This window comes from Pseudoalteromonas sp. SWN166 (assembly GCF_015864485.1).
Classification (GTDB): Bacteria; Pseudomonadota; Gammaproteobacteria; order Enterobacterales; family Alteromonadaceae; genus Pseudoalteromonas.
Genome location: NZ_JADYXB010000071.1, coordinates 1 through 3,993 on the forward strand (window position 1 = coordinate 1; position 3,993 = coordinate 3,993).

Below are 3,993 nucleotides of genomic sequence, written 5' to 3' on the forward strand. Positions count from 1 at the left end.
ATCAAGTAACCAATGACTAAGCATAAAAATACCCTCATAATCAAAAGATGATAAGGGTATTGTGAAGCAACCAAAAGATCGGTCAACCGATCAAAAATACCTTAACTGATCGGTGTTAACCTAATCGGTGGCTTTTTAATGCGAGCTGGTAAAATCAATTAGATTTTAGTTAACCAGCCGTGCTTGTCTTCACTTTTACCCCATTGAATATCGTTCAATGCTTGGCGCAGGCGTGCTGTAGTTGGGCCTGGCTCACCAGTACCTACTTTATATTCTTTATCGTTATGAATAAACGTACCCACAGCAGTTAGTACAGCTGCAGTGCCCGAAAGCGCCGCTTCAGTACCTGGTTTAGCAGCACGCTCTAGTAGCTCAGTAACGCTAAAGTTACGCTCGCTTACCGTCATACCTAAATCTTTGGCTATGGTTAAAATACTATTACGCGTTACACCGTGTAAAAACGTGCTATCAAGCGCTTTAGTGATAATTTCGTTGCCATCAATAAGTATAAAGTTAGCAGCACCGGTTTCTTGTACGTCGCCACCTGGGCAAAATAAAATTTGATCTGCTTGATACTTTATACGTGCAGCGCTAATAGGTGCTAGAGCACTGGCGTAGTTACCACCACTTTTTACCATGCCCATGTGCGGCGCGCAGCGCATACCATCTTCTTCTAGTAGTACGCGTAGTGCAGTTGCACCACCTGCAAAGTAATCACCTACTGGCGATAGTAACGTGTATAAAAGCGAGCTCATTGATGGCGCAGCTGCTTTACCAATTGCCGCCTCAGTACCAATGTGTGTTGGGCGAATATACATAGAACCCGGCGGTAATGGCGTTTCATCTGCGTATTCACGCATAATATCGATAATCATCGTTTTTAGCATATCACTGTCAAAACTCGGTAAGCTTAATAGCGCTGAGCTTTGTTGCATGCGTGCAATGTTTGCATCCATTCTAAAAAGATAAACAGAACCATCTTCATGGCGAAAGGCTTTTAAGCCTTCAAAACATGTACTTGAATAATGAAGAACGTGCGCACCAGCATGAAGTTCAAGTTTATCGGAAGGGACAATTGAGCTTTCGCTCCATTTATTATCAGAAAAACGAGCTTGAATCATCTGCGGCATAAACACGGTACCAAATGCGGCCATTTTAATCTCTCTTGTGTGGTCTATTTTCCTCCATTGTATGACAATCACACGCTATTTAACCATAGCTAAAGTAAGGCTTTTTTAATTAACTATGAGAATTTTTTGCAAGTGCTGTTTACTAATCAACCGTATTGAGTGCAATAAACAAAAAAATCGGTCAGTGTAATTACACAGACCGATTTTTTCGTTCGTTAATTAAAACATGTTTATTTAAACGAATATTTAATAATACGTTTTAACACCGAGGTGTACTGTTTAAAAAAACTACCTGTATGGTAATCAATGCCGTGTTTTTTCAAAACGGCTTGTACTTGAGGTGCAACTTCTTGATAGCGCGAAGACGGCATATCAGGAAATAAGTGATGCTCTATTTGGCAGCTCAAATGCCCTGTTAAAACATGAAACCAATGCGGCCCTTTAATATTAGACGAACCCAACACTTGGCGGTAATACCACTGCCCTTGGGTTTCGTTTACGCAGTCTTCTTGTTTAAAAGTTTGCGTTTCTTCAGTAAAGTGACCACAAAATATTATGGTCGATGTCCATAAATTACGGATTAAGTTAGCTACTAAATTACCGACCAATACCCATAAAAATAAAGGCCCTGCAAGTAACGGAAATATCGCATAATCTTTAATTAATTGGCGAGCGCCTTTACTAAAAAAGCGCTGCTTTAATGTAGAGTGTGATACAAGCCCTTCGCGGTTTTCTTTCTTTTTACCAATAAAAACACGCTCTGCAGCCAACTCGTGATACGACACGCCCCACTGAAATAACACACTTAAATTAATATACGTAAAAAACTGCCATACATTTTTAAAACGCCATTTAAAATCATCGCTTAAACGCAACAAGCCATAACCAAAGTCTCTGTCTTTACCAATAATATTAGTATACGTATGGTGTTCAAAATTATGAACGCGGTGCCAACTTTGCCCGTCGCACGCTATGTCCCACTCATAATGCTGTGAGTTAAGTTGCTTGTCGTTCATCCAATCGTATTGACCATGCATTACATTGTGGCCAATTTCCATATTGTCTAAAATTTTAGCAAGCGCTAATAACAATACACCTGCAACCCACAATAAGGGCTGAATAAAACCAAGCATGAGTAAAATTCGCCCGCTCCATTCACACATTCGCTGTTTGCGTACAACAGAGCGAATGTAGTCAGCATCTTGTTGACCTACTTTGCCAAGGGTGTCCATTTTAATGGCATCTAGCTCGCTTGCGAGCATGTCATAATTAATGTTTTTCATAATTGTAACTCCAAATCACTAACAGGTTGGCTTACGCAAAGTTGTATTAACTGCTCGCCGTTGTCACTCAATTCACCTGTTTTTAAATTACGTACCACGCCTGACTTTTTAATACATTGGCATTGATGGCAAATACCAATGCCGCAACCACGTTTAACCGGCAATTGTTTTGCTTCAAACTGAGGTAGTAAAACATCGTTGCCCGATACAACATGGGCACTGGCGTTAATTTTTACATTAAATTGGCTGTCGTCGTTTAAGCTAGGCAGCGCCAAACCAAAGGCTTCTTGGTAGTAATTTAGCTTATGCGTTTTAGCAAAATCGCTCACCGTTTGCATAAATTGCGCTGGGCCACAGCAGTAAATATCTGGGTTTTCCCACGGCTTAATATTGCTGGTTATATCGCTTGATTGCTCACGCGTTAATAATAAAAACGAAAAATGCTCAAATTGCGCCGCAAACTTACTCAGCTCATCAACACATTGATGCTCAGTGGCTTTTGCGTAATACACTAACGACACTTTTTGAGTAGTTTGGCTTAAGTAATCATCAAGCATAGCCAGCATAGGTGTTATACCCGACCCACCCGCAACAAAAGTAGCCGGTGTATGCGTGTTTTTAAATACAAAGTCGCCGGTTGGCGCAGAAATATTGCACCACAAACCCGCCTTTAATGCGCTACTGAGTAAGCCTGTAAAGCGCCCTTGCGCATTTGTTTTGATTAGTAAACGCACCAAACCTGTATTTTTAAATTGTTGAGCGCTTGAGGCCACGGTAAACACGCGTGTTAATAATCGCCCATTAATTTCAAGCGTTAAACTTATATGCTGCCCTGACGTATGTGCCTGCCAATGTTTACTTGGCTTAAGTTGCACACTTAAAAAGCCGCCATCAAGCACCGTCGTATTAACTACTTGCGCTCTAAACTGCCCTGCACGCCATGCAGGTTTAAACACCTGCATTATTGGCTCTATGTAGCCTGCAAAACTTTGATGGTGTAAAAACCATTTTGAAAATTGGTTTAATACTTTAATTATCATCACTATTAATCTCTTGGATCGTAAAATACTTAACGTTTGAACTTACACGTGTACGCTCAAACTTCAGCGCACAAGTGTACGCTGAAATTTTTAGTTTTCAACCCCAATAGAGTAATTATTCAATTTTTAGGTGCCAACTAATTTATATTTTTAAGAATCGATTTTCTTCGTTGCATCGTATGTATACTGATTAAGTAAATATATTAAAGTAATTAAGAGAGTCACCATGTTTTCGATATTTAAGTCAGATCCAACAAAAAAATTACGCAAAGAGTACGACGCAAAATTAGAACAAGGTATGCAAGCACAGCGTAAAGGCGATATTAAGAGTTACGCCATGTTAAGCGCCGAAGCCGAAAAAATTTGGAGTGAAATAGAAGTTCTTGAGGCTAAAAAAGCTAAATAAATGCATATGTCAAAACGGTAGTGTTTAGAAATCTGTGTCATTTCAGTATTATTAAGAAAACAGGAGTGACACATGACTCAATCTTTCGATTTCAACAAAGCATTAGCTGAACTTCAAGCTGGTAAAGGTCTTAC

The 3,993-nt window shown here is 39.8% G+C and carries 4 protein-coding genes; 1 reads left to right on the forward strand and 3 read right to left on the reverse strand.

What is annotated here, in order from left to right:
• Positions 1-158: 158 nt before the first annotated feature.
• The 3 genes from I6F49_RS19920 to I6F49_RS19930 all read right to left on the reverse strand — a co-directional run bounded on the left by I6F49_RS19920 (position 159) and on the right by I6F49_RS19930 (position 3,453).
• Positions 159-1,160 (reverse strand): branched-chain amino acid aminotransferase, encoded by a 1,002-nt coding sequence (locus tag I6F49_RS19920; RefSeq protein ID WP_272941825.1) that lies wholly within the window; start codon positions 1,158-1,160, stop codon positions 159-161.
• A 200-nt stretch (positions 1,161-1,360) separates the two neighbouring features.
• Positions 1,361-2,413: a fatty acid desaturase family protein gene (locus tag I6F49_RS19925; RefSeq protein WP_197161070.1), complete on the reverse strand. Its 1,053-nt coding sequence runs from the start codon at positions 2,411-2,413 to the stop codon at positions 1,361-1,363.
• Positions 2,410-3,453 (reverse strand): flavin reductase family protein, encoded by a 1,044-nt coding sequence (locus I6F49_RS19930; protein ID WP_197161073.1) that lies wholly within the window; start codon positions 3,451-3,453, stop codon positions 2,410-2,412. Before I6F49_RS19930 ends, I6F49_RS19925 begins: the two co-directional genes overlap by 4 nt.
• A 226-nt stretch (positions 3,454-3,679) precedes the next feature.
• Here I6F49_RS19930 and I6F49_RS19935 point away from each other — a divergent pair, with 226 nt between their 5' ends.
• On the forward strand, positions 3,680-3,859 hold the full coding sequence (locus I6F49_RS19935; protein WP_166421668.1) for a DUF6435 family protein: 180 nt from the start codon (positions 3,680-3,682) through the stop codon (positions 3,857-3,859).
• Positions 3,860-3,993: the final 134 nt, after the last annotated feature.

Coding starts and splice junctions, on each gene's coding strand:
- I6F49_RS19925 (WP_197161070.1), bottom strand. CDS start 2,413: ATGAAAAACATTAATTATGACATGCTCGCAAGCGAGCTAGATGCCATT.
- I6F49_RS19930 (WP_197161073.1), bottom strand. CDS start 3,453: ATGATAATTAAAGTATTAAACCAATTTTCAAAATGGTTTTTACACCAT.
- I6F49_RS19935 (WP_166421668.1), top strand. CDS start 3,680: ATGTTTTCGATATTTAAGTCAGATCCAACAAAAAAATTACGCAAAGAG.